The sequence below is a fragment of the Streptomyces sp. HUAS YS2 genome (assembly GCF_033343995.1).
Lineage (GTDB): Bacteria > Actinomycetota > Actinomycetes > Streptomycetales > Streptomycetaceae > Streptomyces > Streptomyces solicathayae.
This window is the reverse complement of record NZ_CP137573.1, coordinates 448,239-474,876: the sequence shown is the minus strand read 5'-3', so window position 1 is coordinate 474,876 and position 26,638 is coordinate 448,239. Positions and strand designations below refer to the sequence as shown.

Below are 26,638 nucleotides of genomic sequence, written 5' to 3'. Positions count from 1 at the left end.
GCTGTACACCCAGCTCAAGACCCGCTTGCCGAACTGCCCGATCACCGTCATCGGCTGCTGGACCCGACCGACAGCCCCGCCGCGAGCATCGTCAACACCGACACCACCCTGCGCACCGCGGCGTTCGCCGCCGGGCTCCCGTTCATCAGCCCCGTGACAGGGTCCGCGTACGACGCATCTGGCTAGCTAGTCCGGTCCGGCCTGAGGTGCGCCACTCGGGACCATGCGGTGGCGAAGGGCCGAGGCATTCCCTGCCCCGGTTCGCGCTCAACGGGAAGCGTCGGGTCTCCGAGGGACCGTCCCCGAAGACCCGACATCAGGGTCCTGCCGCCGCCACGGGCAAGGCCCCGCCCCCGTCACCCTGCCGTTGCCTCACGATCACCGGCGCACGGCATCCCGGTCGACGCCGAACTCGCCGGCGCCCGTTCCGGCTCCGCTGCCCGGCCGGGGAGTTTCGACGTGAACGCGGCCCTTTCACGGGCGGGGCACGCGAGGGGCTGCTGGTGTGCGAAAGCCCAGTTCAGGTGCCTTCCTTCGTGTCGCTAGAAGAAGCCGAGCTTCTTCGGTGAGTACGACACCAGCAGATTCTTCGTCTGCTGGTAGTGGTCCAGCATCATCTTGTGGGTCTCGCGGCCGATGCCCGACTGCTTGTAGCCGCCGAAGGCGGCGTGGGCCGGGTAGGCGTGGTAGCAGTTGGTCCACACGCGGCCGGCCTGGATGGCGCGGCCTGCGCGGTAGGCGGTGTTGATGTCGCGGGTCCAGACGCCCGCGCCGAGGCCGTACAGGGTGTCGTTGGCCGTGGTGATCGCGTCGTCGAAGTCGGTGAAGGACGTGACCGCGACGACCGGGCCGAAGATCTCCTCCTGGAAGATCCGCATGCGGTTGTCGCCCTCGAAGATCGTGGGCTGGACGTAGTAGCCGCCGGCCAGTTCGCCGTCGTGCTCGATGCGCTGACCGCCCGTCAGGATCTTCGCGCCCTCCTGCTGGCCGATGTCCAGGTAGGAGAGGATCTTCTGGAGCTGGTCGTTGGACGCCTGGGCGCCGATCATCGTGTCGGTGTCCAGCGGGTGGCCCGGCAGGATCTTCTCCGTGCGGGCGACCGCCGCCTCCAGGAACTCGCTGTAGTGGCCGCGCTGGATCAGGGCCCTGGACGGGCAGGTGCAGACCTCGCCCTGGTTGAGGGCGAACATCGTGAAGCCCTCGAGCGCCTTGTCGCGGAAGTCGTCGTCCGCCGCCCACACGTCGTCGAAGAAGATGTTCGGCGACTTGCCGCCGAGTTCCAGGGTGACCGGTTTGATGTTCTCGGAGGCGTACTGCATGATCAGCCGGCCCGTCGTGGTCTCGCCCGTGAAGGCGATCTTCGCGACCCGCGGCGACGACGCCAGAGGCTTGCCCGCCTCCGCGCCGAAGCCGTTGACGATGTTGACCACGCCCGGCGGCAGCAGGTCCGCGATCAGGCTCATCAAGTAGTGCACCGAGGCCGGGGTCTGCTCGGCCGGCTTCAGGACCACCGCGTTCCCGGCCGCCAGCGCCGGGGCCAGCTTCCAGACCGCCATCAGGATCGGGAAGTTCCACGGGATGATCTGGGCGACCACGCCCAGCGGCTCGTGGAAGTGGTACGCCACCGTGTCGTCGTCGACCTCACTGAGCGAGCCCTCCTGGCCGCGCAGCGCGCCCGCGAAGTAGCGGAAGTGGTCGATGGCCAGCGGGATGTCGGCCGCCAGCGTCTCGCGCACCGGCTTGCCGTTCTCCCAGCTCTCCGCGACAGCCAGCTCCGGCAGGTGGGCCTCCATCCGGTCCGCGATCTTCAGCAGGACGTTCGCGCGCTCCGTCGGAGCTGTGCGGCCCCACCCCGGCGCCGCCGCGTGCGCGGCGTCGAGGGCGCGCTCGACGTCCTCCGCGGTGCCGCGGGCGATCTCGGTGAACGGCCGGCCGTCGACCGGGCTCGGGTTCTCGAAGTACTGGCCCCTGGCCGGGGCGACGTACTCGCCGCCGATCCAGTGGTCGTAGCGCGACCGGTACGACATGAGCGCGCCGTCGGTGCCGGGTGCGGCGAAACGGGTCATCTGCGGGGCCTCCTTCGGGCCGCGCCGGCCGTCCCTGGCCGGCGCTCACCGCCGAGTGTGCGGACCCGGACGTTGCAACCCCGTTGCGCCCGCGGACAGTTCCGCGTCCAGGGCGTGCAGCCGGGCCAGCACCGGAGGCCGCTGCGCGGCCGGGACCGCCGCCGCCAGCGCCCGCCACATCTCCACGTCGTCCTCGCCCCACGCGCTGTACGCCCAGTCCGCGAGCAGCCCCGGATCCGCCCGGTCCGCCAGCGCCGCCCGCAGCCGGTCAGCGAGCCGCTCCCGCAGCCGTACGACGCCGGGCGCGCGCGAACCCGGCAGCAGCGGCCCCGGGTAGCCGCCGAGTGCGGCCGCGACCGCGCCGGAGGCCAGCCGGCGGTCGACCGCGGCGAAGTCCGCGTCCACCTCCGTCGAGAGGCGGTACGGGCGCGAGCGGAGCGCCTCGGGGCCGAGCAGCCCGCGCAGCCGGGACAGTTCCGCGCGCAGCGTCACCGGGGTGACCGACTCGTCCTCGTACAGCTGCGCCAGCAGTTCGTCGCCGGTCACGCCCTCCGGGCGGTGGGCCAGCACGACCAGGATCTCGCTGTGCCGGCGGCTCAGCCGCAACGTCCGGCCACCCGTCCGCAGCAGCGCCTCGTCCCGGCCGAGCGCGGTCAGCCGCAGCCGGTCGGCGCGGACCGCCGGAGCACGCAGCGCCAGCTGCGACTCCGCCGCCCGCGCCACCGCCTGCACGAACGCCAGGCTGTGCGGATGGGCGAGCCCGTCGCCGCCGGTGATGTCGACCGCGCCGAGCAGCCGGCCGGTGTGCGGATCGTGGACCGGGGCGGCCGCGCACGTCCACGCCTGCACCCGCCGCCGGAAGTGTTCGGCGGCGAAGACCTGCACCGGACGGTCCACGGCGATCGCGGTGCCGGGCGCGTTCGTCCCGGCCGCCGACTCCGACCAGCGGGCGCCCGCCACGAAGTTCATGCCGTCCGCCCTGCGCAGCGTGGTGGGGTGGCCCTCCACCCACAGCATCCGGCCCGCCGCGTCGCAGACCGCGAGAAGGTGCTCCCCGTCCGTCGCGTACGCGCCCATCAGCTCGCGGATCACCGGCATCGCGGCCGCCAGCGGATGCCCCTCCCGGTACGCGGCGAGGTCGCCGTCGCCCAGTTCCACGCACGCCGCCCCGTCCGGGCTGACCCGGGCCCGCGCCGAGCGCCGCCACGACGCGGCGACCAGCTCGCGCACCGGCGGGCGGCGCAGCTCGCCGCCCGAGGTGAACACCTCGTGCGCCCGGCGCACCGCCCGTACGTCCGGCTCCCGCCCCGCCGCCCAGGTGTCGCTCACATCGGCCTCCCGCCGAGGTCGTCAAGCCCGTCGTCCCCGTGGCCGCCATCGTGGTGCCGGAGCCGCCCGCCGACAAGCGTCCCGGCACGGCCCCGGCCCGGCCCTGGCCGGTCCGCCACGGTGCCGGTCACGTAGAGTGGGCCTCGGGCCGTGACTGGCGCTTGGGTGGATCACCACCGGGGAGCGGCCCGACGGACCGAGGTCCGACTGCCGCGCGCCTGGGCGATTCCCATCGAAGTCGCATCCCAGGAGTGGCCCATGTCCACCAGCACCGTGTCCCTCATGGACGGCACCGCGCTCGCCCGTCGCACGGCCGAGGAAACCGCCGCCCGCGCCGCCGAGATCACCCGCCGCACCGGTGTGACGCCGTGCCTCGCCACCGTGCTCGTCGGCGAGGACCCGGCCTCTGTCACGTACGTGAAGATGAAGCGGAACCGCTGCGCGAAGGCCGGAATCCGCTCCCGGCACGTCGAGCTGCCCGCGGCCACCACCACCGAGGAGCTCGTCGCCGCGATCACCGCGCTGTCCGCCGACCCCGAGGTCCACGGCATCCTGCTCCAGCACCCCGTCGGCCCGCACATCGACGAGCGCGCCGCCTTCGAGGCCATCGTCCCGGAGAAGGACGTCGACGGCGTCACCATGGCGTCCTTCGCGGCGATGGGCTTCGGGCTGCCGGGCTTCGTCTCCTGCACCCCGGGCGGCATCATGCGACTGCTCGACGCGTACGAGGTCGGGCTCAGCGGCAAGCGCGCCGTCGTCGTGGGCCGCAGCGCGATCCTCGGCAAGCCGGCCGGTCTGCTCCTCCTCGGCCGCGACGCCACCGTCACCTACTGCCACTCCCGCACCACCGAGCTCTCTTCGATCGTGCGCGAGGCCGATATCCTCGTCGCCGCGGTCGGCAAGCCGGCCTTCATCAAGGGCGAGGACATCAAGCCGGGCGCCGTCGTGATCGACGCCGGCTACAACCCGGGCAACATCGGCGACGTCGACTTCGCGTCCGCCGCCGAGCGCGCCTCCTTGATCACCCCGGTCCCGGGCGGCGTCGGCCCGGTGACGATCGCCGTCCTGCTGGCCCAGACCGTCGAGGCGGCGGAGCGGCAGCTCGGCCTGCAGTAGCGATGCACGGGCACCGGGGCGTCGGCTCAGCCGCCGCCCCCGTGCCCCGCCGGGTCGTCGAGCACGGCACGGACCACGGAGTGGGCCGCGCCCAGCAGCGGGCCCTCCGTGCCGAGCCGGGAGACCGTCAGCACGGGCCTTCCGTCCCGAGCCGTCCGGCGGGTCAACTCGCGCTCCAGGGACGGCAGGAGCCAGGGCGCGAGGCCGGTCAGCGTGCCGCCGAGAACCACCGCGCGCGGGTCGAGCAGGTTCACCGCCCCGGCCAGGGCGATGCCGAGCGCGGTGCCCGCGGCCCGCAACGCCCTGCGGGCCGCCGGGTCACCAGCGTCCGCGAGCGTCCGCAGCAGCGCCGCCGGGCGGCCCTGCGCGGTGAGACCCGCGGCCCGCGACAGCGCCTCCTCGCCCGCGTACTGCTCCAGGCAACCCCGCCCGCCGCAGGCGCACTTCGGGCCGTCCGGCCACACCGGTACGTGTCCCAGCTCGCCCGCGAAGCCGTGCGTGCCGCGCAGCAGCCGGCCCTCGACGACGACGGCCGCGCCGATCCCGGTCTCCGCCGAGACATGGACGAAGTCGCCCGTGACGCCCGACAGCCAGAGCTCGGCGAGCGCGCCGGCGTTGGCCTCGTTGTCGACCGTCAGCGCGGACCCGTACGGCAGGTGCGCGCCCAGGTCCACGTCGCGCCAGCCGAGGTTCGGCGCGCGGACGACGGTACGGGTGTCGCGGGCGATGAGACCCGGCACGGCGACCGCGACCCCCGCCGGTCGCAGTCCCTCGGCCCGCGCGTCGCCGCTCACCCGGTCGATCAGCGCGGCGAGTTCGGCCAGCACGGCCTCCGCCGGACGGCTCCGGTTGTCGACCTCGGTCGTCACCCGGGCGCGTACGTCGCCCCGCAGGTCCACGGCGATCGCGGCGAGCCGGTCCATTCCCACCTCGGCGCCGATGCCGCACGGGCCGCGGTCGCTCGGCGACAGCGCGCTGCCGGGGCGGCCGACCGCGCCGGACTGCTCGAGCCCCAATTCCGTCAGCAGGCCCGCCCGGATCAACTCGTCGACCAGCGAGGAGACCGCGGCCCGCGTGAGCCCGATCCGTCCGGCCACGGCGGCCCGGGACAGCGGCCCGTGGTCGGCCACGGTGCGCAGCACGAGGGAGAGGTTGCGCCGCCGGATCCCCTGCTGGGTGTTCTCCGCGGCCGGCGGCGGTCTGCGCGCGCTCACCACGGTCCTGCGGGTGCGGTCATGGCCGGATCTTATGGGTGAGGCCCGCTGGCGAACAGGCGTGCAGGCGGGAGGACACCCGCCGCTGAGGGTGTTTCGGGTGGATTCGCGCCCTCGAATGTCACGATTGCGTACGGCCGGGGCCGTAACTGCCGACCCGGTCTCGCGGGTCGCCGGGGCACCGGTCACTCTTTCCTCATGGCTGAGCGACCTTCCTCCTCCGGCCCGCACCGTCGCCTGATGCCCGGGCCGCTGGTGCTCCTCGTGCTGGCCGCGCTCGTCGTGGCCGCCGTCGCGGCGGCCAGGGACACGCTGCGCGCCGAGGACATGCACGACCACGCTCGCCGTCCCGCCCCGGCGACGCCGGGCGAGAGCACGGACTTCCGGCGGCCGGGGACGCCGTCCCCCGACCTCTCGGCGGCGGGCGGCGATCCGGCACGGCTGCCGTCCCCGTCCCCGTCCGCGGCGGGGAAGGCCGACTCGCACCCGTCGCGCCACTCTGCGAGCCCGACGGCATCGACGCCGCCGGTCACACCCGGTCCCCGCGCCGGGCGGTCGGAGCGGCCGCGCGCGGACGGGCGGCGCGCGGCGGGCGAGCCCGTCGCGTTCGAGCGGCTGCGCGTCGGCGACTGCTTCGACGTCGACCGCGAGGCGCCCGGAACCGCGATCCGGCGCGCCTGTGACCGCCCGCACGTTGCGGAGGTCGTCGCCCGGCTCCGGTTGGCGGGCCTGCTCCGGACGGACGACGAGGTCCGCCACCGGGCGGCGGAGCTGTGCCGCCCGCCGCTGCGGGCCAAGGCCGCCGCCCAGCCCTCGGGCACGTACTGGACGACGTACGTCCAGTACCCGTACCACTCCGGCTACCTGCTGGGCTCCGACACCGTCGTCTGCAGCCTCGCCGACCTCTCCGACGAGGACGGCCGGCTCACCACCCGCCTCCAGTAGGGGCATGACCCGGATACGCCAGAAACCCGCCTCAGGATGATCTTGGAGTCCGGATGGCCCGCTACGGGGTGTCGCCCGGGAGGAAGGAGGGTCTCAGGCGGCGAGGGTGGTGTGGAGGGCGTCGAGGCCGTCGCGGTAGATGGTGGTGAACAGGGCCACGGCCTCGTCCTCGGTAGCGCCGTCAGGGTTGAATCGGCCTGACCACTGGACCTCGGCGGCGTTCTCCTGGCCGGGGACGGCGTGGACGCGGATCGTGGAGAGGTAGCCGTTGACGGGGAACGGCGCTTCCAGGATGGCGTAGCTGTAGTGGCGCTCGGCCTCGTTGAAGGCGACGAGGCGCTCGATGATGATCCCGCCCTCGGGGTTGCGCAGGCGGCGGACGCGGCCGCCTTCGAGGGCGGTGCTCTCGGGGATGTAGGGGAGCCAGTCGGGGAGGGAGTCGAAGCCGCCGATGATGTTCCACACCTTGTCGGGGGAGGCGGGGACGATGCGGCTGACGGAGGCGGAGGCCATGATCGGATTTCCTGACGGGTTGGGGGTGGTTCAGGCGCCGTACGGCAGCGGGGCGGCCGGGCTGACGAGGTCGGCGGCGCGCAACTCCTGCCAGAACGCCGCGGGGACGGCCTCGTTGAGCGCCGCCTGGTCCTCGGCGATGCGGCTGGGCTTGGTGGCGCCGGCGACGACCGCGGCGGTGACCGGGTGGGCGAGGGAGAACTGCAGGGCGGCGGCCTTGATGCTCACGCCGTGCTTCGCGGCCAGGGCCTTGAGCCGGGTGACGCGCTCGATGATGTACGCAGGGGCCTGCTGGTACTCGAAGTGGGTGCCGCCGGCGAGGATGCCGGAGCTGTAGGGGCCGCCGACGACCATGCCGACGCCCTGCTGCTGCGCCATCGGCAGCAGGCGCTGGAGGGCGTGCTCGTGGTCGAGGAGGGTGTAGCGGCCGGCGAGGAGGAAGCCGTCCGGCCGGGGCTCGTCGAGGGACAGGGTGAGCTCGATCGGCTCGGTCTTGTTGACGCCCAGGCCCCAGGCCCCGATGACGCCCTCGTCGCGCAGGCGGGACAGGACGCGGAAGGCGCCGGTGCGGGCTTCCTCGAACTTGGCCAGCCACTGGTCGCCGTGGAAGTCCTGGGCGATGTCGTGGACCCAGACGATGTCCAGGCGGTCGGTGCGCAGGCGCTCGAGGCTGTCCTCGATGGAGCGCTCGGTGGCCTCGGCGGTCCAGACGTGCAGCATCTTGTTGGGGTTGCCGTGCTCGAACAGGCCTCCCTTCTCGCCGAGTTCGCGGACGCCTTCCTCCAACTCGTCGAGGATGACGCGGCCGACCTTGGTGGAGAGCACGTATTCGTCGCGGGGCTTGGCGGAGAGGACCTCACCGAGGCGCTCCTCGGCGAGGCCGGCGCCGTAGAAGGGGGCGGTGTCGTAGTAGCGGACGCCTTGCTGCCAGGCGGCCTCGACGGTGGCGAGTGCCTCGATCTCGGGGATCGCGCGGAACATGTTGCCGAGCGGGGCGGTGCCGTAGCCGAGCTTGCCGGGGAGGAGTTCCTTGAGGGGCATGGTGGTGCCTTTCGAACGGAGAGTGCGGGATGCCGGGTGAAGGGCCGGCCCGCAGCGGGCTTCCGGGGGTGCGGGGTCCGTCAGATGAACTGGTCCGGGTGCGGGCCGGTGCGCAGGCCGCGGTCGGTGGCGGCGATGGCGGCCATGTCCTCGTCGGGCAGCTGGAAGTCGAAGACGTCCAGGTTCTGGCGGATGCGCGCCGGGGTGACGGACTTCGGGATGACGATGTTGCCGACCTGGAGGTGCCAGCGCAGCACCACCTGGGCGGCGGACTTGCCGGTGCGGGCGGCGATCGCGGTGATCACCGGGTCGTCCAGGACGGCGCCCTGGGCGAGCGGGCTCCACGCCTCGGTGGCAATGCCGTGCTTGGCGTGGAATGCGCGCAGCTCGGACTGCTGGAGGCCGGGGTGCAGCTCGACCTGGTTGACGGCAGGCACGAGCCGGCTGTCGTCCAGCAGGCGCTGAAGGTGGGCGGGCTGGAAGTTGGAGACGCCTGCGGCGCGGACGCGGCCCTCGGAAGCGAGGCGCTCGACGGCGCGCCAGGAGTCCGAGTAGAGGTCGCGGGCCGGGGTGGGCCAGTGGATCAGGTAGAGGTCGATCTGCTCCAGACCGAGCTTGGCGAGGCTGGCGTCGAAAGCGCGCAGCGTGGCGTCGTAGCCCTGGTCGGCGTTCCACAGTTTGGTGGTGACGAACAGCTCCTCGCGCGGCAGGCCGGAGGCGGCCAGGGCGCGGCCGACGCCGGTCTCGTTGCCGTAGATCGCGGCGGTGTCGATGCTGCGGTACCCGGCCTCCAGGGCGGCGCTGACGGCGGCGGTGGTCTCGCCGTCGGGGACCTGGAAGACGCCGAAGCCGAGCTGGGGGATCTCGACGCCGTTGTTGAGCTTCACGGTGGGGATGCTGAGGTCGTTCATGGTGCGCACTTTCAGAGAGGACGGTCGGCGAGGGTGTAGCGGACGGTCTGGGCGCTGATGAGTCCGTCGCGGAAGACGAAGGTGTCCACGCCGTCGGTGACCCGGTGAGTGGCGGTGGCGGCGGTCCACTGGAGGAACAGCACCCCGTCCGCGAACTGAGGGTCCAGCTGCCAGTCGGCGTCCGGGAGATCGGCCAGGAGGCGGCCGATGACCCGCCGGACCCCGTCGTGGCCGCGGAAGGCGCCCTCGGGGGTGATGAGGACGGTGTCCTCGGTGTAGTTCCCGGCGATGCGGTCGAGGTTCCCGGTGCCCAGTCGCTGACCGTGGTCGGCGAAGACCTCCTGTGGGGTGCGGGTCATCGGGCGAGTTCCGTCAGCGCGGCGGTGGCGAAGGAGTGGTCCTGCTCGGGGGCGCCGCCGCCGAGGCCGATGGCGCCGACGAGCTTGCCGTCGCGGTGGATCGGGACGCCGCCGGCGATGAAGAGGAGCGGCCGGTCGAGCGCGGTGGTCAAGGTGTGGAACGGTCCGTCCGGCTTGACGAGGTCGACCAGGTCGGCGGTGGGGGCGCCCAGCTGGAGGGCGGTGTACGCCTTGCGGGTGCTGGTCTCCCCGGAGATCAGCACGGCGCTGTCGTCGCGGAGGAAGGCGAGCAGGTGGCCGCCCGCGTCCAGGACGGTGACGCTGACCGCGACCCCGGCCGCCTGGGCGGCGCGGCGGGCGGCGGTGACGAGGGTCTCGGCGTCGGCGGTGGTCAGAGGGGTGAGGGTGGTGCTCATGGTGGCGCTTCTCCTGGAAGGAACAGGGAGGGGGAACGGGGAGAGGGATGGTCAGTGGTGCACAGGGACGGGAGCGGCGGTGACGGTGCCCTCCCGTACGGGGGCGCGGCGCTCCAGCGCGGCGGACCAGACGGCCAGCAGGAGGGCGGCCCCGGCGAGCAGCGCGCCGACCCAGTTCGGGGCGGTGTAACCGAGGCCGGCGGCGATGACCTGGCCGCCGAGCCACGCGGCGAGGGCGTTGCCGAGGTTGAAGGCGCCGATGTTGACGGCGGAGGCCAGGGTGGGCGCGCCGTGGGCCTGGTCGAGGACGCGCTTCTGCAGCGGCGGGACGGTGGCGAAGCCGAGCGCCCCGACCAGCAGGATGGAGACCGCGGCGAGGATCTTGTTGTGCGCGGTGAGGGTGAACAGGGCCAGGACGACGGCGAGTCCGCCGAGGGAGGCGTAGAGCATCGGCATCAGCTTGCGGTCGGCGAGCCTGCCGCCGAGCAGGTTGCCGAGGAACATCCCGACGCCGAACAGGACCAGCAGCCAGGTCACCGCGTCGTCGGAGTACCCGGCGACGTGGGTCATCATCGGGGCGATGTAGGTGATCGCCGCGAAGACACCGCCGAAGCCGAGGACGGTCATCGCCATGGCGAGCAGGACCTGGGGGTTGCGGAACGCCGTGAGCTCGCGGCGCAGGTGGGTGCCCTCGGGGCGGGGCAGGGCGGGGACGAGCTTGGCGATGCCGAGCAGTCCGACCACGCCGAGCGCGGCGACGACGGCGAAGGTGACGCGCCAGCCGACGGCCTGGCCGATGAAGGTGCCCAGCGGAACGCCGGCGATGTTGGCGATGGTGAGGCCGGTGAACATCGTGGCGATGGCGCCGGCCTTCTTGTCGGGGGCCACGAGGTCGGCGGCGACCACCGAGCCGATGCCGAAGAACGCGCCGTGGGCGAGGGAGGCCACGATGCGGCCGACGAGCATCACGCCCATGGTCGGTGCCACGGCGGAGAGCAGGTTCCCCGCCACGAACAGGACCATGAGGATCATGAGCATCGTCTTGCGGCTGATCCGGGTGCCGAGCACCGTCATCAGCGGGGCGCCGATGACGACGCCGATCGCGTAACCGGTGACCAGGAGTCCGGCGGAGGGGATGGACACCCCGTAGTCGCCGGCGATCTCGGGCAGCAGGCCCATGACCACGAACTCGGTCGTGCCGATCCCGAAGGCCCCGATGGCCAGGGCTAGGAGCGCGAGGGGCATGGTGTGCCGCCCTCCATGTGATTGCTGTTGCGCCTTACGTGCTCCGACAATAGTTGCATACGCGGGCTAAGTGCAAGTGCGGGCATTCGCTCATCGCTGACAGTGGGCGGTGGCGGCGGGCGTGCGGACGTGGATGAGGCTGGGGTCGCGTCGGCCTCGGGCTCCATTCGCGCTGGTCGGGCACCCGGCGCGGCGAAGTCGCCACCCGTAGGCGCGGGTGCGTCGAGCCTGGATAGTTGGAGCCCCGGTCGACGCGATACTTGCATGAGCGGGATATGCGCGTTGGCCAATATTGAATGCAAGGGCTTATCCTGGGGAGCATGCACCTGGAAGGAGAGCCACGCCCATGACCGCCACGGACCCCGCGCTGACCGCCCTCGCCAATGGCTGGGCGGCCCTCTACCTCCTGGCCGGCCGGATCGAGGCGCACATCGAGCGCACCCTGCAGGCCGAGCACGACCTGAGCGTGCGCGAGTACTCGCTGCTCGACGTGCTCAGCCGCCAGCACGACGGCGAGGGCGGGCACCTGCAGATGAAGCAGGTCGCCGATGCCGTCGTGCTCAGCCAGAGCGCCACCACCCGCCTCGTCACCCGGCTGGAGGACCGCGGCCTGCTCTCGCGCTACCTTTGTGCGACCGACCGTCGCGGCATCTACACCGACGTGACAGGGCCCGGCCTGGAGCTCTTGGAAGCGGCCAGGCCGACCAACGAGGCCGCCCTCCGGGAAGCGCTGGACGAGGCCGCCAAGAATCCCGAGCTGGCCCCGCTGGTCGCCACCGTCGAGGAGATGAACATGTCGCGACGGCTCCCGGAGCCCGCTGCCACACGCTGAGCACGACAAAGCCCCGGGACCTCGCAAGGCGGTCCCGGGGCTTCGTGCTGACTGCGGGATTCTGGCGTATCCGGGTCAGGCCCCCGCCCCCGTTGCTGCCGGGGGCCGTGCCCGCGTCACTCCTCCCCGGCCGTCGCCGTCGCGCCCGCCAGGGCCGAGGCCGGGTCTGCGGTCGGTGGGCCGGCCGGGGTCCAGTGGCTGCCGGAGCGGCGGAAGGGCCACCAGCGGCCGTCGTCGGCGAGGCGGAGTTGGACGTCCGTGCCGGCGACCGTCCAGCGGGCCGGCGCCGACGCACGCAATGTCGGCCGGTCCGCGGGCTCCCAGGCCTCGGCGAGCATCGCCTTCCCCCGCGCCACGACCTCCGGGGACGGCGCCCGGGTCCCGTCGAGGACGGCGAGCGCCGCCGCACTGCCGATCCGCCACGCGTCCGCCGCCGCCTCCAGCTCCGCGCCCCGGCGCCCGGTCCCGGACGCGAGGCGCGCCGCGATCCAGGGGGCCGGGCGGGCGGCCGCCAGCCGGGCCGCGTCCTGTTCGACCGTCAGGGCCGGCTCCCGGGCAGCCTGTTCATGGCCGGGAGTCAGGGCTTCGGCCAGCATCCGTAGCGCCCGGGACGCCGCGTCCGCCGCGAGGAACTCCAGCGCGGCCGGGTCGACACCCGGCTCGGGGTCGGTCTCGGTGTCCAGGGACTGTGCCGCCCCGGGCGCCTCGGGAACCGGCGGCGGCGCGGGCAGCGGCGGAAGGATGTCGCGGGCCGCGAACGCCTCCGCCGCCGGCACTCCGGCCGGCCGCGCCGGCTCCGCGGCCGGCTCCGCCCGGGCCGCACTGCGGTCCTGCAGGTCGTCCAGGAGCCGCCGCTCGCCCCGCCCGCGCATCAGCAGCAGCACGAACGGGTCCTGGTCGAGCAGCCGCGCCACCTGATGGCAGAGTGCCGCGGTGTGCGGACAGTGGTCCCACGCCCCGCACGTGCACTCCGGCTCCAGGTCGCCGATGCCCGGCAGCAGTTCGAGACCGAGCCCGGCCGCGTCCTCCACCAGATGCGGCGGCATCTCGCGGTCGAGCAGCGCCGCGATGTGCCCGGCGCTGTCCGCCGCCATGTCCAGGAACCGGTCCCACTCGCCCTCGGTCAGCTCCCGCAGCAGCACGTCGCTGCGGTGCGTCGTGCCGTCCGCGTCGCGTACCACGGCGGTGATGCGGCCCGGCAGCACGGACACCGCGCCCACCGCGCCCTCCCGCGCCGCCTTCCGGCCCCGCTTGACCTGCTCGCCGTCCAGCGCCGTGTCCTCCAGCGCCTTCAGCCAGGCCTGGCCCCACCACGTGCGGGCGAACCCGCGGCCCCGGACCGGCGGCAGCGCGGCGAAGGTCAGCTCCTCGGCACGGTCGCTCCCGTCGTGCGCGTCGTTCCCGTGCTCGTGCGTGAAGTCGACGAAGTCGACGGGGTCGTCGTCGTATTCGCTCATCGTCCGCTCCCTCGCAGCTCCACCAGGTCCGCCAGCTCCGCGTCGGTCAGCTCCGTCAGAGCGCCCTCGCCGGAGCCCAGTACCGCGTCCGCCAACTCCCGCTTGCGCAGCAGCATCGCCGCGATCCGGTCCTCGACCGTGCCCTCTGCGACGAGCCGGTGCACCTGCACCGGCTGCGTCTGCCCGATCCGGTACGCCCGGTCCGTCGCCTGGGCCTCCACGGCCGGGTTCCACCACCGGTCGTAGTGCACGACGTGCCCCGCCCGGGTGAGGTTCAGGCCGGTTCCTGCGGCCTTCAACGAGAGCAGGAACACGGGTACTTCGCCGTCCTGGAAGCGCTGCACCATCGCCTCGCGCTGCGCGACCGGGGTGCCGCCGTGCAAGAACTGCGACGGCACGCCCCGGTCCGCGAGGTGTCGCTCCAGGAGCCGAGCCATCTGCACGTACTGCGTGAACACCAGTACGCCCGCGCCTTCGGCGAGGATCGTGTCGAGCAGCTCGTCGAGCAGCTCCAGCTTGCCGGACCGGCCCTCGATGCGTGGCCGGTCCTCCTTCAGGTACTGGGCCGGGTGGTTGCAGATCTGCTTGAGCGCGGTCAGGAGTTTGACCACGAGCCCGCGCCGCTCCATCCCGTCCGCCTCCGCGATCGCGGCGAGCGTCTCGCGGACCACCGCCTCGTACAGGCCGGTCTGTTCGGCCGTCAGCGACACGGCCCGGTCGGTCTCGGTCTTGGGCGGCAGCTCGGGCGCGATGCCCGGGTCCGACTTGCGCCGGCGCAGCAGGAACGGTCGGACCAAGGCCGACAGCCGCTCCGCCGCCGCAGGGTCCTGGCCGCCCTCGACGGCCTGCGCGTACCGGCTGCGGAAGGTCCCGAGGCGGCCGAGCAGGCCCGGAGTGGTCCAGTCGAGGATCGCCCACAGCTCGGACAGGTTGTTCTCGACGGGCGTGCCGGACAGCGCCACCCGCGCCCGGGCCCCGATGGTCCGCAGCTCCTTCGCGGTGGCCGAGTACGGGTTCTTCACGTGCTGCGCCTCGTCGGCGACGACCATGCCCCAGTCCGTGCCGGCCAGCCGGCCCGCGTCGAGCCGCATCGTGCCGTACGTGGTGAGGACGAACTCGCCCTCCGCCAGTCCCTCCAGTGAGCGGGCCGCGCCGTGGTAGCGGCGTACGGCGGTACCGGGGGCGAACTTCTCGATCTCCCGCTGCCAGTTGCCCATCAGGGAAGTCGGGCAGACGACGAGCGTCGGACCGGCGGATGTTTGATCGGTCTGCCGGTGCAGATGGAGCGCGATGAGGGTGATGGTCTTGCCGAGGCCCATGTCGTCCGCGAGGCAGCCGCCGAGGCCGAGCGAGGTCATCCGGTGCAGCCAGTTCAGGCCGCGCAGCTGGTAGTCGCGCAACGTCGCGGCGAGCGCCGTCGGCTGGGGGATCTCCGGTGTGCCGCCCTCTGGGTCGGCGATCCGGTCGCGGAGCGCGGCGAGCCACCCGGTCGGGGCGACCTCGACACGTCGGCCGTCCGCCTCGGCGCTGCCGGTGAGGACGGCGCCGAGCGCCTCGACGGGCGTGAACTTGCGGTCCTGGGACCGCCGGGCGCGGTGGACCTGCTCGGGGTCGACGAGAACCCATTGGTCGCGCAGCCGGACCAGCGGGCGGCCCGCTTCGGCGATGCGGTCGAGTTCGGCGCGGCTGAGTTCCCGGTCGCCCACCGCGAAGCGCCAGTTGAACGAGAGCAGCGCGTCGGCGGAGAGGAAGGAGGGCAGGTCGGAGTCGCGAGGGTCGCCCTGGGCGCCGCCGTCGCCGTCGTCCGCTGGGCCGATGACGGCGCGCGCGGTGAGGCGGTGGGACAGGTCGCGGGGCCAGTGGACCTGTACGCCGGTGGCCGCCAGGGCGCGGGCCGCCGGTCCGAGCAGCTCCGCGATCTCCTCGTCGGCCAGCTCGACCGCGTCCGGAACGGCCGCCGACAGCAAGGGCGTCAACGGAGCCCAGGCGCGGGCGGCGCGCCGCAGCGCGAGCAGGGCGTCCATCCGGGCGCGCGGCCCGAACGCCGTCACGGCGGCGTCGGAGGCCCCGGATCCGGCCGCTCCGCCCGAACCGGCCCAGACGTCGGCCGCGTCGGCCAGCAGCGTCGGGTCGGCCGCGCTGTGCATCTGGAGTACGGCGCGGAAGCGGGGCGCCGCGGACGGCTCGTCTTCCGCGGCCGTCAGGCCCGGAACCTCGATGCGCAGCGAGAGCCGTACGCCGGCGTCGTGGCCGGCCGCGACGTCCGCCGCCCACGCGCGCTGCTCGGGCAGGGTCTGCGCGGCGTTGGCGGCGAAAGCCGGTCCGCCCGCGGCGAGTTCGGCTGCCGGTGTGCGCGGCAGGCTGTCGGCGACCGCGTCGAGGAAGGCGCGCAGCAACTGCTCCGGGTCGGGGAGCACCGGCTCCGGCCCGTCCGCGTCCAGGGGTACGGAGTGGGCGGCGGGCGGCATCGACGCGGCGAGCGTCCGTACGAGGCCGAGCTCGTCGGGGCCGAGCGGTCCGATCCGCCAGGCGTCCCGGTCGGTCGCGGTCAGCCCGGGCAGCAGCAGCCCGCGGGCCACCAGGTGCAGGCCGAGGAGCGCGGCCGAGCCCCAGAAGGCGGTGGCGGGCGAGGCGGTCTCCGAGAGCCGGGCGCGGGTCAGGACCGGCAGGGCGTCGCGTACCGGGATGCAGAGCGCGGGGACGGTGTGGACGCGGACGTCCTCGGTCACCACGACCAGGTCGTCGACGGCGACGGAGGCCGGGTCGACCCAGGGCAGGTCGGCGGCTGTGGGCGGAGCGGGGTCGTCGGGGGACCAGAAGGCGATCCGCCCCGTACGGCCGGGGTCACCCGGCAGGAAGACGACGGAGCGGCGGGCGAGGGTGAGTTGAGGGGCGGGAGCGGTCTGGTCGAGTCTCTGCACAGCGAAGACGCATTCCTCAAATTTGACTACTGCGGGCCGGAGCGGCCGAGGGTACTTGAAATGACGGCCCCGCGCCTCCGGAATCGCTGTGACATGGCTCACCAGGGTGGGGCAGGCCCTACCCCGCACACTGGGAGGACCCCCCGAGGATCCGGGGGATGCCGTCATGGCCGCACCCGATCCCCGTTCCGTAGGTTTCAAGGGCCGGCAGCGACAGACGCTCAGACACCCTTCCCACGGACACCGGAGACCGCCATGCCCCAGGCCACCGCAACGCTCACGGCGCCCGCCAGGCCGCCCGCGCCCCGGCGGGCGTCCGGCGCCGGCAGCGAGTTCGCGCCGCTGCTGCGCACCATCAAGGAGCAGGGCCTGCTGGAGGGGCGTCCCGGCTGGTATGCCCGAGGTATAGCCGTCAACCTGCTCGGCCTGGCTGCCGTCGTCGCCGGGCTCTTCCTGATCGGCCCGTCCTGGTGGGCGCTGCCGCTCGCGGTCCCGCTCGCCCTGCTGTCCGCCCGCGCCGCGTTCGTCGCCCACGACGCCGGCCATTCCCAGATCAGCGCCGACCGCCGCCGCAACCGGCTCATCCAGCGCCTGTACGCCAATGTGCTGCTCGGCATGAGCCAGGAGTGGTGGAACGACAAGCACAACCGCCACCACGCCAACCCCAACCACGCCGAGAAGGACCCCGACGTCGCCCCCGACATCCTGGTCTTCGCCCAGCACCAGGCCGAGGGGCGCACCGGCTGGCGCGGCTGGCTCACGCGGCACCAGGCCTGGATGTTCTTCCCGCTGACCACGCTGGAGGGCATCGCGCTCAAGGTGTACGGCTTCCAGTCGCTGTTCGCGGCGGACGGGCCGTACCGGAACCGGCGCGAGCGGCTCGCCGAGGGAGCCCTGCTCCTCGCCCACGTCGGCGGCTACCTCGCCCTCCTGCTCACTGCCCTCACCCCCGCGCAGGCCCTGGTCTTCGCCCTGATCCACCAGATGCTGCTCGGCCTCCACCTCGGCCTCGCCTTCGCGCCCAACCACAAGGGCATGGAGGTGCCCGACCCGGACGGCGAGCCCTGGGGGCACCTGCGCCGGCAGGTCCTGACCTCACGCAACATCCGCGGCGGCGCCCTGACCGACTGGTTCCTCGGCGGACTGAACTACCAGGTCGAGCACCACCTCTTCCCGAGCATGCCGCGCCCGCACCTGCGCCGTGCCCAGCCCGCCGTGCGCGCACATTGCCGCGAACTGGGTATCAGGTACACGGAGACCGGTTTTGTCGACTCGTACCGGCAGGCCCTCGGGCACCTGCACGACGTCGGCGAGCCGCTGCGGAGCGCCTGACGACCGTGCGGGGGCGGACGGCGGGGGAACCGTGCCGTCCGCCCGCGCGTTTCCCTGGAGAAGCGGCCGACGGCCGTGAAGGAGGCCTCGGAGATGTCGACAAGGACCAAAATCGTCATCGGGGGAGTGGCCATCGGCCTCGTCCTGATGCCCTTCATCGGATTCTGGATGTCGCTGCTCGTCGTCGTCGGTGTTCCCACGGTGGCGTACTTCGCGCTCGACCCGAGCCAGCGCCGCAGGCTGCGGAGGATCTCGCACAAGGAGATCGGTCGCTGATCTGTTCGAGGCGCCGGTTACCCTCGTGGTGATCACCGGCCAGGAGAGGTGATCACCAGCGAGGAGAGGGGAGCTCCGGACCATGAGCGGAACGGTCACCACGGTCAGCAGCAACGGCGAGTATTCGTTCACCAAGCCGAACCGGGAGAGCATCACGCTGCTCACCGGGCTCGGCGTGGAGGGCGACGTCCACGCGGGCGTGACGGTCAAGCACCGCTCCCGGGTCGCCAAGGACCCCACGGTGCCCAACCTGCGCCAAGTGCACCTGATCCACGAGGAGCTGTTCGACGAGGTCGCCGGAAACGGCTTCACCGTCGCCCCCGGCGCCCTCGGCGAGAACATCTCGACGCGCGGCATCGACCTGCTCGGCCTGCCGACCGGCACCCGGCTGCACCTCGGCGACGAGGCCGTCGTGGAGGTCACCGGCCTGCGCAACCCCTGCGCCCAGATCGACAACTACCAGCACGGACTGCTCAAGCAGGTGCTCGGCCGCGACGAGAACGGACAGGTCGTGCGCAAGGCCGGGATCATGAGCATCGTCCTCGCCGGCGGGGTGGTGCGGCCCGGGGACCCGATCCGCGTCGAGCTGCCGGAGGAGCCGCACCGCCCGCTGGAGATGGTCTGAGCCCGGGCCTCAGCCAGTGGGCGCCAGCGCGCACGCGTTGACCACGTCGCCGTCCGCCGGCCGAGCCACCGTACGGTCGGCGGGCGGCGCGTCACCGCGCTCCACCCAGGCCCGCAGCGCCGCGAAAGCCGACCGGTAGCAGGGCAGGATCGGCCGCAGCCGGTCCGGGAACGTGTCGTAGAGACCGTCGGCGTGCGTGCCGTCCGCCACCGTGTAGTACCGGTGCAGCCCGCCCCGGCCGCGCTCGTCGATCATCCGCGCGTACACGTCGGAGTCGGTGGCGATCGGCAGCAGCGTGTCCAGGTCGCCGTGCAGGGTGATCAGCGGGCGCCCGATCCGGCCGGTCAGTGCGATCCGCTCGACTGCACGGTGCACCGAGGCAGGACGTGACGCGTAGTCGTACGCGGCGTCCGACGCGCAGGCCGAGAAGATCTGCTCGGCCGTCGAACCGGCCGTCGCCCCGGGGCAACCCGGGTCGTACGACGGGTCGAACTCGGCCCGGAAGACCTTCTGCGTGAGCCCCCAGTAGACCTTCTCGTGGTACGGCCACAGGAACTGCGAACCGGGCGCGAACCCGGCGTCGATGAGCGCGGCGTCGTCGGCCCGGCCGAGGGAGCGGGCGACGGTCACCGGCAGCCCGGTGAGCAGATTGGGGCCCCCGGCGGTCCACAGCACCCCCTCCCAGTCCACGCCGCCGTCGTAGAGGTCCGGCCGGTTCTCCAGCTGCCAGCGGGTGAGGTAGCCGCCGTTGGAGATGCCCGTCATGTACGTGCGGCGCGGGCCGTGGCCGTACCGGAGGCGTACCGCCTGCTTGGCGGCGACCGTCAGCTCGGTGACCCGGCGGTTCCACTCGGCGACCGCGTCGCCGGGGCGGCGGCCGTCGGTGAAGAAGTCCGGACCGGTGTTGCCCTTGTCGGTGGCGGCGTACGCGAAGCCCTGCGCGAGCACGGCGTCGGAGATGAGCGTGTCGGTCGCGTACTGGCGGCGGGTGCCGGGAGCGCCGGTGACGACGAGGCCGCCGTTCCAGTGGTCGGGCAGCCGGATCACGAACTGGGCGTCGTGGGCCCAGCCGTGGGTGGCGTTGAGACGCGAGTCGTCGGGGAAGTGGCCGTCGATCTGGACGCCGGGGACGCCCGAGGGGTTCTTCGTGCCCTTCGCCGAGAGCCCCGCCTGGTCGGCCATGTCGGTGTACGGAGTCCCGGCCAGGCCCGCGGTCGTCAGGTCGGGGAGGCAGGCGGTGACCTGTCGGTCGGCGCCCGGGACGCGGACCCGGTCCTGCCGGGCGCAGTGGGCGGCGGCGTTCGGCGGCCCCGCCTCCGCCGCCCCGACGGGGCTCGCGGGACCGACGGCGGTCAGCGCCGCCAGGAACGCGGTGAGCAGGGGTACGCCACGGAACGGGCGCATGGGCGGCCTCCGGGATGAGGTACGGACGGGGTGCGCCGCCACATCCTCCGATCACCCGCACGGCCCGGCCATGGGCCGGGACCACACCGCGGACCGCCCGCACATGTGGCCCCGACCAGGAGGGTCAGGACGGGCGGACCGCCATCGCGTCCAGCGCCTCGAGGAGCCCGGGCAGCTTGGGTCCGCGCGCCACCGGCAGGACTTCCCGCGGCTCGTCGTCCAGCAGGACGAACGCCATGTCGTCGGTCCGTGCGACCAGGGACCAGCCGGGACCGTCCGCCCGCAGCATCCGCGCGCCGTCCGGAGCGAAGCTCGACCGGACGCGGCCGACCGGCGGCGGGGTCTCCAGGTAGCCGCGCAGCTCGCGGAGGGCACGGCGGACGCCGTCGTAGGGGTCGTGGACGTCGGGAGCGTCGGAGGTCCCCGCCTCGGCGCCGGTGTCGGGGGCTGCGGCGTCGGCGTCGGGGGCTGCCGCGCCGGCCTCCTCCGCCTCTCCGGCCTCTCCGGCCTCTCCGGCCCCTCCGGCCTCGGCGTCCTCCGAGTACTCAGCCTGCTCCGGCGAGGACTCCTCCTGCCCCTCGTCGAACTGCGCACGCCAGGCCGCCCATTGCAGAGCCACCTCGTCGGCACCGAAGCGGCGCTGCGCAGGCCCCCACTCCGAGCCGTCCGGCGGGGTGAGCGGCGCCCGGTCGCCCTCCTCCGGGGTGGGGTCGTGCGGCGCGGGGACGCCGGGCGCGACCGTGGCGACGGCGAGCGGCCACCCGGGCAGCGCTGCGACGACGGTGCGTTCGCCGGGGGAGAGGTCGTACTCCATCCCGCAGTCCCAGGACGCGATCGCGACCGCGACCAGCGAGACGTCGTCGACGACCACGGTCCAGCGGGCCCCCTCGCCGTCCTGGCCGAGCACGAGCCCGTACCCGTCGGCGTACGGCTCCAGGCCGAGCGCGGCGCAGGCGGCCGGGTAGTCGTCGCCGAGCACGCTCGGGAACTGCGCCGGAGTCAGCAGCACCGCCGTGAGCACGTACAGCGCGTCGTCGTCGTCGGCGACGACGGCAGGCGCGTCCACGTCCACGTCGGCGTCGTCGGTGGCGGTCTCGTCCGTCCCGGCCACGTCGGCCTCCCCATCAGCGTCAAGCGTCCCCATCGGTTGTCGGCGCACCTTAACCAGTGGGTAACCCGCACGTCGAGAGTCCTTGCTTCCGGTTCGCGGGTGGCCCTCAGTCCGGCGGCAGGCCGAGCAGGCCCCGGGCGACCGTCTCCGGGGACTCGTCCCGCTCCCGGGCGAGGGCGATCACCGCCCGGACGGCGAGCTCGTTGATCCCGAAGCTGAGCGCCCCCGGGTCCACCCAGGTCGCCGCCTCGTCGACCCGCTCCTGATCGTCCTCCGCGCAGCCGACCACGTACGCCGCCGCGGCTTCGAACAGGTTCCGTCGCCGCCCTGCCTCGGTCTCGTGGGCCCGGGCGCGCATGCGCGTCCTCAGCTCGCGGAGTCGGTCCCGTACGCCGGCCATCGTCCACCGCCTTCCCCGGGCAGGGCCACCCGGTCCCACCACCGTAGAGAGCGGACCGCCGCGGCAGAAGACCGCCGACAGGTCCTCGCCACGGCCCTGCAGCGGTGCCCCGCACCGGCGTTCACGCTCCGCACCGTCGAGTCGCGGAGCGTGAGGGGGTCTGTTTTCATGCGGTCATGGCCGAGCTCGTCGACATCAATACCGCGCCCGTGTCGAAGCTCTCCGCGCTTCCCGGAGTCGGCGACACGATCGCCGAGAACATCGTCGCGTACCGGGAGTCGAACGGTCCGTTCGACTCCGTCGAGGGTCTGCTGCGCGTGGAGGGCATCACGGAGCGGCTGCTCGGCCGGCTGCGACGACTCGTCACCATCTCGGCGCAGCCGGGACGTCCGCCCGTCCCCGAGACCCTGGCCGTCCAACTCGTCCAGGGCTCCGGCGGCGGTGACTTCACCGGCCACTCGGTCTCCGTCACGGGCGTGCACGACAGCGGCGACGCGGCGACCGGCGACGTCCCGTTCGCCGCGTCCGGCCCGGCCGGCGCCGACGGGAAGGTCACGCTGAGCGTCCCCGCCCGGGCCACCATGGTCGGTGAGGTGACCGTACGGGCGAGCGCCCCGGACGGGGAGCTGCTCACCGGCGCCGGGTTCACCGGCACGGCCCTGCCTGCGGCGGTCACCCTCACGGTCCAGGCGCGCGTGCCCGGCACCACCCAGCCGAACGACGACCCGGCGGCCGGCCGACCTGCCCGGGTCCGGGGCCGGGTGATCGACTCCGCAGGACGGCGGCAGGCCGCCGGGCTCCAGGTCGTCCTGTGGGGCGCGACGGCGCCGAACCCGACGCCCGCCGACTTCCGCGCGCTGACCGTCTCCACCACGGACGCCCAGGGGCACTTCGGCGGTCCGTACCCCGTGGGCACCTTCACCGACGCCCACGCCACGGTCGGCATCGAGGACGAGGCCGTCGAGGTGCCCGTCCATCTGGAGCCCCGGGGACTCTTCCCGGAGACCGTGGTCCTCGTCGTCGACCTGCCGGAACCCGACAGCGAGGACGACTGCGCCTGCCACCGGCCGGGCACCGCGCCACGCTCCCCGGACGCCGCCGACCTGGCCCGCGCCGACGGCACCTTCTCGGCCGACGCCGGAATGGGCCGCTGCGTCGACTTCACCCGGCCCGACCGGACCCTGGAGGAGTACGGGTTCAGCTACCTCGTCCGCACGACCGAGCCGGAGATCCGGGGGCTGGTCCTGGACGAGCCCGTCAAGGTCCCGGGGTACCGGCTCGACGCCTTCGTCCGGGACTTCGTCAAGCACGAGCTGACCCGGCCGCTCGCCGCGGCCGGAGCCGCTCCGTCCGTCCCGGCCGTGTCCGAAGCCGCTCCGGCCGGCGGCGACGTCGGGCGCCTCGCCGCCGCGCGGCTCGCGGCGGCCGCCGCCGACGCCCGCTGGCCGGTGCTCGTCGGCGTGCCCAGCGCGGCCGAGGTCGTCGAGTCCGCCGGCCCCCCGGTCACCGGTTTCATCGACGCCGCGGCACTCAGGGCGCTGACCCGCAACCCCGGCACTTCGCCGCTGAAGGCGATCCATGCCGCCGCGGCGCTCACCCGCCACGGCGATCTGCAGCGCTATCTCGGCGCGGCGGTGGCCGAGACGCCCGGCCGGGTACCGCTGACCGCCGGCCGGCCCGTCGACTGGGACAAGGACCCCACGGTCTTCCAGGCGGCCACCATCGCCCACGGGCACATCCTCCGCTTCAAGCAGGAGTGGGTCGCCGACGGCTACTCGATGGGCAATCTGCTCTACAGCCTGCCGCTCGCCCCGGGACAGAAGAAGCAGATCGCCGTCGTCGACTGGGAACGCCGGGAGACCACCGCCCGCCAGGAGTTCCGCGAGGCCCGGGAGAGCCTGGAGGCGAGCCTGACCCGCGACCGGGACATCAGCGAGATCGTCTCCGGCACTCTGAACGAGTCGACGCGCGGCGGCTCCTCCTCGTCCTCCGGCAGCATCGCCGCCGGACTCGGCATCGCCGCGATCATCCCGCCGGTCGGTGGGCTGCTCGGGGTCGGCGGCGGCTACTCCAGCGCGGACAGCTCCTCCTGGCAGGAGTCGTCGCGTTCGACCGCCGCGAACGCGCTCAACCAGCTCCGGGACCGGACCGTCCAGGCGGCGTCCGCGGTCCGCACCCAGCGCACCTCGGTCGTGCACACCGTCGCCCAGGGCGAGCGGGTCGTCGCCACCACCGAGTCGGTCGCCAACTACAACCACTGCCACGCGCTGACGATCCAGTACTTCGAGGTGCTGCGCCATCTCCTCGTCAGGGAACGCCTCGTGGACGTCCAGGAGTGCCTCCTGGTGCCGCTCTTGATGTCCTGGTTCACCGCCGACAAGGCGCTGCGCTGGCGCAGCACCCTGGCGGGTGCTGTGCCGAGCGCGCTGCGGAGCGGCTTCGACGCCCTGGACCGGATCGACGCCGGCTACGAGGGCAGCGATCTGCCCGAGAAGCGGTACGCCGATGAGAACCTGCTCGCGGTCGAGGGCGAGCTGAACATCCGCTTCCAGCTCGCCCGGCCGCGCGACAAGGACGACGACTTCGACCCGGCTACCTGGGACCCGCTCCTGAAGCTGTTCGGCTTCACCCCGAAGGACTTCTACGACCAGTACCTGAAGGGGCAGCAGTTCAAGGACCGGGTGTTCCTGGAGCAGCTCGGGCCGCGGATCGCCTCGTCCGTCGTGCGGGCCCTGCGGGTCCGGGCCGTGCGCGGCGACGACTCCACCGTCGACCTCGGCATCGACCCGACACTGGTGACCCGGTTCGCCGACGACCGGAGCCTGTACGTGTCCCTGCGGATGGGCGGCTCGCTCCCCGCCGTCCGGCGCTCCGACATCAAGGCCGTGACGATCTCCTCCCGACTCGAACTCGTCGGCCTGCCCTTCGTGATCGACCTGCTGCCGGCCGGCTCGCGGGTGATCGTGGAGTCCGGTGCGCTGCGCTACCGCACCGCGCACCTGTCGGAGCGGCTGTTCGGCGACGCGACCATCCAGAACGACCTCACCGGCTACGACGACGTGCGCGTCGAGACCCCCCTGAGCCGGCAGGAGCTGCGCAACCCCCGCGAGGAGGACAAGGAGCTCGCCCGCAACCTGCTCGACCACCTCAACGAGAACCTCGAGCCGTACCACCACCGCCTGTGGTCGCTGATGAGCGACGCCCGCCGCTTCATGCTCCTCGACGGCTTCGTGGCGCCGAACAGCGGCGGCCGTTCGGTGGCCAGCGTCGTCGAGAACGAGCTGATCGGCATCGTCGGCAACAGCCTCGTCCTGCCGGTGGCCCGCGGCTTCCACCTGGACCCGACGTTCCAGCAGGACGTCCGCAAGCCGGTCGACCTGCTGGAGCACTACCAGCCGAACACCCCGATCGAACCGGCCCGGATCGCCGTCCCCACCTCCGGCGTGTACGCGGAGGCCGTCATGGGCGCCTGCAACTCCTGCGAGGAGCAGGAGGAGAACCGGTTCTGGCGCTGGCACGAGGTGCCGGTCCCGGACGGGCCGCCGCAGATCCTGCCCACCTCGACCGACACCCGGCGGACTGCCCCCGGCGACGTCACCCCGACCGAGTTCCCACAGCCGATCATCGCGATGCAGAACGCCCCGGCCGCACCGGATCCGACCGGCGTCGGCGCCGCGCTCACCCTGCTGGGCCAGTCCGGGGCGTTCCGCGACATGGCCGGTCTGGAGGGCACGCAGAAGAACGCGGCGGCCGCTCTGGAACAGGCCTTCAACACCGCCACGACCTTCGGAACCAAGGCGGCCGACCTCGCGCTCCAGGCGAAGATGAGCAAGGACATCGACAAGGCGCTCAAGACCATCAAGGCGGCGAAGGCCGACAAGCTCATTGGCGACAAGCAGGCCGCCGAGCTCGCCGGCACCGCCATCCGCGGCATGGTCGGAGCGGGTGCCACCAACCCGGAGTCCTCGACGACCAACCGGGAGGTCAAGGAGCTCACCGACGCCGCGGGCGAGAACAACGCCGCCGTCACGGTCACCCGGCCCACCGGCGAGAAGATCGACGTCGACGCCCGGCCCGTCATGCCCGGTTCGAGTCCGCCCCAGGACGCGGGCGTTCCGCCGCCGGCGGCGGGCGTCCCGCAGGCGCCGGTCGAGATCGAGATCACCGGCGGCGCGCACACCCTGGACCCGTCGGCCATGGGGCCGCCCGCCGAGTTCGTCTTCACCATCAAGGACTTGAGTGCGATCGCCGCCGACAAGGTGACGCTGACGGTCAACGACACGCTCACCACGCTGCACGAGGAAGTGCTGCCGCAGTCGTTCCTGTCCACCGGACGCCATGTCTGGCACTGGAACGGACGGAACACCGCGGGCATGTTCGACGGGGACGGCCTGCGCCACCAGCTGTACCTGATGCTCACCTTCTCGTACCAGGGCGATACCACGGTCGACAAGCTCGTGGCGCTGGACAACCGGCCCGTACGCCCCTGGTGTCGGTCGAAGGTCGATCCCGTCGCGAAGACGGTCACGGTCGACATGTACGTCGACTGCCAGAACGAGGACGGACCCCTGGCGCAGGCAGGATTCGACCACATGCAGCCGCTCGTCCTGAGCGGCATCGGGAAGTACTGGTCGCGCAGCGTCGTCATCGGCGGCGACACCTACACGGTGACGACGACCGCCCATCAGCGGGGGTACGCCGCCGAGCCCATGGACCTCTATGTCGAGTCCGGCACGTCCTTCCGGCGCAGCCACAACTCGGGGATCATCGACGCCTCGATCTTCTACAACATGGGCTTCTACGGTGGGATGAACGCCAAGGCGGACCAGGAGTTCGAGAAGACCGCGGCGCACGAGTTCGGGCACAGCGTGCTGGACGCGTGGGGCGGGAAGGGGCTCTCCTGGGGCCACAAGGGCTCGGTGAACGCCAACCCCTTCAAGTTCTGGAACTTCCAGGACTATTCGCCGAGCGCCACGGCCCACCCGGCGACCGGCGAGATCGACCTGATGCTGTACTACACCGACGCCAAGCCGGCCGACTACTACAGCAGGGTGAAGGCCGCGGAGGAGGACGTGCTCCGGCTGATCGGCATCACGGGCGTCACGCTCCGGATGCCTTGACTTCC

Annotated in this window: 21 protein-coding genes and 1 riboswitch; of the genes, 7 read left to right on the top strand and 14 right to left on the bottom strand. The window is 73.0% G+C overall.

Translation table 11 applies throughout. From position 1 onward, the window contains the following. Positions 1 to 542: 542 nt before the first annotated feature. Positions 543 to 2,066, bottom strand: coding sequence for an acetaldehyde dehydrogenase ExaC (gene exaC / locus R2D22_RS02270; protein ID WP_318100701.1), 1,524 nt, complete (start codon positions 2,064 to 2,066; stop codon positions 543 to 545). Between the two features lie 45 nt (positions 2,067 to 2,111). Then, on the bottom strand, positions 2,112 to 3,395 hold the full coding sequence (locus R2D22_RS02265; RefSeq protein ID WP_318100699.1) for a GAF domain-containing protein: 1,284 nt from the start codon (positions 3,393 to 3,395) through the stop codon (positions 2,112 to 2,114). Between the two features lie 140 nt (positions 3,396 to 3,535). Then, positions 3,536 to 3,626: riboswitch (ZMP/ZTP riboswitch) on the top strand. Between the two features lie 27 nt (positions 3,627 to 3,653). Between R2D22_RS02265 and R2D22_RS02260 the strand changes: the two genes are divergently transcribed. Further along, positions 3,654 to 4,511, top strand: a complete 858-nt coding sequence (locus R2D22_RS02260; RefSeq protein ID WP_318100697.1) for a bifunctional 5,10-methylenetetrahydrofolate dehydrogenase/5,10-methenyltetrahydrofolate cyclohydrolase — start codon at positions 3,654 to 3,656, stop codon at positions 4,509 to 4,511. A gap of 26 nt (positions 4,512 to 4,537) precedes the next feature. Here the strand turns inward: R2D22_RS02260 and R2D22_RS02255 are convergent, their stop codons facing one another. Then, complete coding sequence (locus tag R2D22_RS02255; RefSeq protein WP_318100695.1) at positions 4,538 to 5,725, bottom strand: ROK family protein; 1,188 nt, start codon at positions 5,723 to 5,725, stop codon at positions 4,538 to 4,540. Between the two features lie 198 nt (positions 5,726 to 5,923). Here R2D22_RS02255 and R2D22_RS02250 point away from each other — a divergent pair, with 198 nt between their 5' ends. Next, complete coding sequence (locus R2D22_RS02250; protein WP_318100694.1) at positions 5,924 to 6,670, top strand: hypothetical protein; 747 nt, start codon at positions 5,924 to 5,926, stop codon at positions 6,668 to 6,670. A gap of 93 nt (positions 6,671 to 6,763) precedes the next feature. On the opposite strand, the gene R2D22_RS02245 is transcribed toward R2D22_RS02250, so the two are convergent. The 6 genes from R2D22_RS02245 to R2D22_RS02220 form a co-directional block, all read right to left on the bottom strand. Beyond that, the gene (locus R2D22_RS02245) at positions 6,764 to 7,183 is read right to left on the bottom strand and encodes an SRPBCC family protein (RefSeq protein ID WP_318100693.1); all 420 of its coding nucleotides are present in this window, start codon (positions 7,181 to 7,183) and stop codon (positions 6,764 to 6,766) included. Positions 7,184 to 7,213: 30 nt separating this feature from the next. Continuing rightward, positions 7,214 to 8,224 carry an aldo/keto reductase gene (locus tag R2D22_RS02240; RefSeq protein WP_318100690.1) on the bottom strand — a complete coding sequence of 337 codons (1,011 nt, stop codon included), beginning with the start codon at positions 8,222 to 8,224 and terminating at the stop codon, positions 7,214 to 7,216. A gap of 80 nt (positions 8,225 to 8,304) precedes the next feature. After that, positions 8,305 to 9,135, bottom strand: coding sequence for an aldo/keto reductase (locus tag R2D22_RS02235; protein WP_318100688.1), 831 nt, complete (start codon positions 9,133 to 9,135; stop codon positions 8,305 to 8,307). A gap of 11 nt (positions 9,136 to 9,146) precedes the next feature. Next, positions 9,147 to 9,494, bottom strand: coding sequence for a nuclear transport factor 2 family protein (locus tag R2D22_RS02230; protein WP_318100686.1), 348 nt, complete (start codon positions 9,492 to 9,494; stop codon positions 9,147 to 9,149). Further along, positions 9,491 to 9,910, bottom strand: a complete 420-nt coding sequence (locus R2D22_RS02225) for a GlcG/HbpS family heme-binding protein (protein WP_318100683.1) — start codon at positions 9,908 to 9,910, stop codon at positions 9,491 to 9,493. Before R2D22_RS02225 ends, R2D22_RS02230 begins: the two co-directional genes overlap by 4 nt. Before the next feature lie 51 nt (positions 9,911 to 9,961). Then, on the bottom strand, positions 9,962 to 11,155 hold the full coding sequence (locus R2D22_RS02220) for an MFS transporter (RefSeq protein ID WP_318100680.1): 1,194 nt from the start codon (positions 11,153 to 11,155) through the stop codon (positions 9,962 to 9,964). 346 nt (positions 11,156 to 11,501) lie between these two features. Here R2D22_RS02220 and R2D22_RS02215 point away from each other — a divergent pair, with 346 nt between their 5' ends. Beyond that, on the top strand, positions 11,502 to 11,987 hold the full coding sequence (locus tag R2D22_RS02215; RefSeq protein WP_318100679.1) for a MarR family winged helix-turn-helix transcriptional regulator: 486 nt from the start codon (positions 11,502 to 11,504) through the stop codon (positions 11,985 to 11,987). Positions 11,988 to 12,103: 116 nt separating this feature from the next. Here the strand turns inward: R2D22_RS02215 and R2D22_RS02210 are convergent, their stop codons facing one another. Next, complete coding sequence (locus R2D22_RS02210) at positions 12,104 to 13,444, bottom strand: SWIM zinc finger family protein (protein ID WP_318100677.1); 1,341 nt, start codon at positions 13,442 to 13,444, stop codon at positions 12,104 to 12,106. Further along, positions 13,441 to 16,365, bottom strand: coding sequence for a DEAD/DEAH box helicase (locus R2D22_RS02205; protein WP_318100675.1), 2,925 nt, complete (start codon positions 16,363 to 16,365; stop codon positions 13,441 to 13,443). Before R2D22_RS02205 ends, R2D22_RS02210 begins: the two co-directional genes overlap by 4 nt. A 255-nt stretch (positions 16,366 to 16,620) precedes the next feature. On the opposite strand from R2D22_RS02205, the gene R2D22_RS02200 reads away from it, so the two are divergent. The 3 genes from R2D22_RS02200 to R2D22_RS02190 all read left to right on the top strand — a co-directional run bounded on the left by R2D22_RS02200 (position 16,621) and on the right by R2D22_RS02190 (position 18,598). Next, positions 16,621 to 17,697: an acyl-CoA desaturase gene (locus R2D22_RS02200; RefSeq protein WP_318100671.1), complete on the top strand. Its 1,077-nt coding sequence runs from the start codon at positions 16,621 to 16,623 to the stop codon at positions 17,695 to 17,697. Positions 17,698 to 17,790: 93 nt separating this feature from the next. After that, positions 17,791 to 17,973 carry a hypothetical protein gene (locus R2D22_RS02195; protein WP_318100669.1) on the top strand — a complete coding sequence of 61 codons (183 nt, stop codon included), beginning with the start codon at positions 17,791 to 17,793 and terminating at the stop codon, positions 17,971 to 17,973. Between the two features lie 82 nt (positions 17,974 to 18,055). Then, positions 18,056 to 18,598, top strand: coding sequence for an MOSC domain-containing protein (locus R2D22_RS02190; protein WP_318100666.1), 543 nt, complete (start codon positions 18,056 to 18,058; stop codon positions 18,596 to 18,598). Positions 18,599 to 18,607: 9 nt separating this feature from the next. On the opposite strand, the gene R2D22_RS02185 is transcribed toward R2D22_RS02190, so the two are convergent. From R2D22_RS02185 to R2D22_RS02175, 3 genes are all read right to left on the bottom strand, one after another. Continuing rightward, positions 18,608 to 20,002, bottom strand: a complete 1,395-nt coding sequence (locus tag R2D22_RS02185; RefSeq protein WP_318100663.1) for a tannase/feruloyl esterase family alpha/beta hydrolase — start codon at positions 20,000 to 20,002, stop codon at positions 18,608 to 18,610. Positions 20,003 to 20,126: 124 nt separating this feature from the next. Next, positions 20,127 to 21,146: a hypothetical protein gene (locus tag R2D22_RS02180; RefSeq protein ID WP_318100661.1), complete on the bottom strand. Its 1,020-nt coding sequence runs from the start codon at positions 21,144 to 21,146 to the stop codon at positions 20,127 to 20,129. A gap of 73 nt (positions 21,147 to 21,219) precedes the next feature. After that, a complete protein-coding gene (locus R2D22_RS02175) occupies positions 21,220 to 21,471 on the bottom strand; it encodes a hypothetical protein (protein WP_318109550.1) in 252 nt (83 codons plus the stop codon). Between the two features lie 218 nt (positions 21,472 to 21,689). Here R2D22_RS02175 and R2D22_RS02170 point away from each other — a divergent pair, with 218 nt between their 5' ends. Continuing rightward, complete coding sequence (locus R2D22_RS02170; RefSeq protein WP_318100660.1) at positions 21,690 to 26,633, top strand: helix-hairpin-helix domain-containing protein; 4,944 nt, start codon at positions 21,690 to 21,692, stop codon at positions 26,631 to 26,633. The last annotated feature ends 5 nt before the right edge of the window (positions 26,634 to 26,638 follow it).

Bases quoted from the DNA above. Each gene is read 5' to 3' on its own strand.
- exaC (WP_318100701.1), bottom strand. From the start codon at position 2,066: ATGACCCGTTTCGCCGCACCCGGCACCGACGGCGCGCTCATGTCGTAC.
- R2D22_RS02260 (WP_318100697.1), top strand. From the start codon at position 3,654: ATGTCCACCAGCACCGTGTCCCTCATGGACGGCACCGCGCTCGCCCGT.
- R2D22_RS02250 (WP_318100694.1), top strand. From the start codon at position 5,924: ATGGCTGAGCGACCTTCCTCCTCCGGCCCGCACCGTCGCCTGATGCCC.
- R2D22_RS02245 (WP_318100693.1), bottom strand. From the start codon at position 7,183: ATGGCCTCCGCCTCCGTCAGCCGCATCGTCCCCGCCTCCCCCGACAAG.
- R2D22_RS02240 (WP_318100690.1), bottom strand. From the start codon at position 8,224: ATGCCCCTCAAGGAACTCCTCCCCGGCAAGCTCGGCTACGGCACCGCC.
- R2D22_RS02235 (WP_318100688.1), bottom strand. From the start codon at position 9,135: ATGAACGACCTCAGCATCCCCACCGTGAAGCTCAACAACGGCGTCGAG.
- R2D22_RS02230 (WP_318100686.1), bottom strand. From the start codon at position 9,494: ATGACCCGCACCCCACAGGAGGTCTTCGCCGACCACGGTCAGCGACTG.
- R2D22_RS02225 (WP_318100683.1), bottom strand. From the start codon at position 9,910: ATGAGCACCACCCTCACCCCTCTGACCACCGCCGACGCCGAGACCCTC.
- R2D22_RS02220 (WP_318100680.1), bottom strand. From the start codon at position 11,155: ATGCCCCTCGCGCTCCTAGCCCTGGCCATCGGGGCCTTCGGGATCGGC.
- R2D22_RS02215 (WP_318100679.1), top strand. From the start codon at position 11,502: ATGACCGCCACGGACCCCGCGCTGACCGCCCTCGCCAATGGCTGGGCG.
- R2D22_RS02210 (WP_318100677.1), bottom strand. From the start codon at position 13,444: ATGAGCGAATACGACGACGACCCCGTCGACTTCGTCGACTTCACGCAC.
- R2D22_RS02200 (WP_318100671.1), top strand. From the start codon at position 16,621: ATGCCCCAGGCCACCGCAACGCTCACGGCGCCCGCCAGGCCGCCCGCG.
- R2D22_RS02195 (WP_318100669.1), top strand. From the start codon at position 17,791: ATGTCGACAAGGACCAAAATCGTCATCGGGGGAGTGGCCATCGGCCTC.
- R2D22_RS02190 (WP_318100666.1), top strand. From the start codon at position 18,056: ATGAGCGGAACGGTCACCACGGTCAGCAGCAACGGCGAGTATTCGTTC.
- R2D22_RS02185 (WP_318100663.1), bottom strand. From the start codon at position 20,002: ATGCGCCCGTTCCGTGGCGTACCCCTGCTCACCGCGTTCCTGGCGGCG.
- R2D22_RS02180 (WP_318100661.1), bottom strand. From the start codon at position 21,146: ATGGGGACGCTTGACGCTGATGGGGAGGCCGACGTGGCCGGGACGGAC.
- R2D22_RS02175 (WP_318109550.1), bottom strand. From the start codon at position 21,471: ATGCGCGCCCGGGCCCACGAGACCGAGGCAGGGCGGCGACGGAACCTG.
- R2D22_RS02170 (WP_318100660.1), top strand. From the start codon at position 21,690: ATGGCCGAGCTCGTCGACATCAATACCGCGCCCGTGTCGAAGCTCTCC.